The 511-nt window shown below is 41.3% G+C and carries 1 protein-coding gene; it reads right to left on the reverse strand.

Annotation, left to right across the window (positions count from 1 at the left end; all coding sequences use genetic code 11):
- Positions 1–22 precede the first annotated feature (22 nt).
- Positions 23–451 carry a GNAT family N-acetyltransferase gene (locus VHA02S_RS25130; protein WP_038898884.1) on the reverse strand — a complete coding sequence of 143 codons (429 nt, stop codon included), beginning with the start codon at positions 449–451 and terminating at the stop codon, positions 23–25.
- Between the last annotated feature and the right edge of the window lie 60 nt (positions 452–511).

Raw genomic sequence — 511 nt, forward strand, 5'->3', positions numbered from 1 at the left:
GTTTGTTATACGCGTGCTGACACTACAACGAAACTTTCATAACCTTATGATTAGGCTCACTTTCGATGTCAACCGCTAACCAACCTAATGACTCGTACAACGATGGTAAATTGGTGTAAGCATACAGATTACTTTGAGTTGCAGCAGATACTTGGCTAACCCCTCGGTTAATCAGTTCACTAGCAATACCTTGACCACGCCACTCTGGTGAAACATAAACAGCATTAAACCAAATGACTTCTGAGTCACCATGAGGTTCTTTAAAGCGCGAGTAAGCAAGTCCACCGATAACTTGATTGTCTCTGAGAGCAACAATCACAGGTGGAAGGTTGGCTTCTGGTTTATAGATATCTACGAATAGAAAGTCAGACCATTCTGTTTGAAACAGCTTCTCTAGAGCAACCCAATACTGACTATTTTCATCGCAATTTCTGAATACTACCTTGTTCATATTGGATTATTTCCTCAAAAGCGTATAACGCCCTGTTAAGGTGTGAGCAACGCAATACCG

This window comes from Vibrio harveyi NBRC 15634 = ATCC 14126 = KCTC 12724, from assembly GCF_001591145.1.
Lineage (GTDB): Bacteria > Pseudomonadota > Gammaproteobacteria > Enterobacterales > Vibrionaceae > Vibrio > Vibrio harveyi.

Bases quoted from the DNA above. Each gene is read 5' to 3' on its own strand.
- VHA02S_RS25130 (WP_038898884.1), bottom strand. From the start codon at position 451: ATGAACAAGGTAGTATTCAGAAATTGCGATGAAAATAGTCAGTATTGG.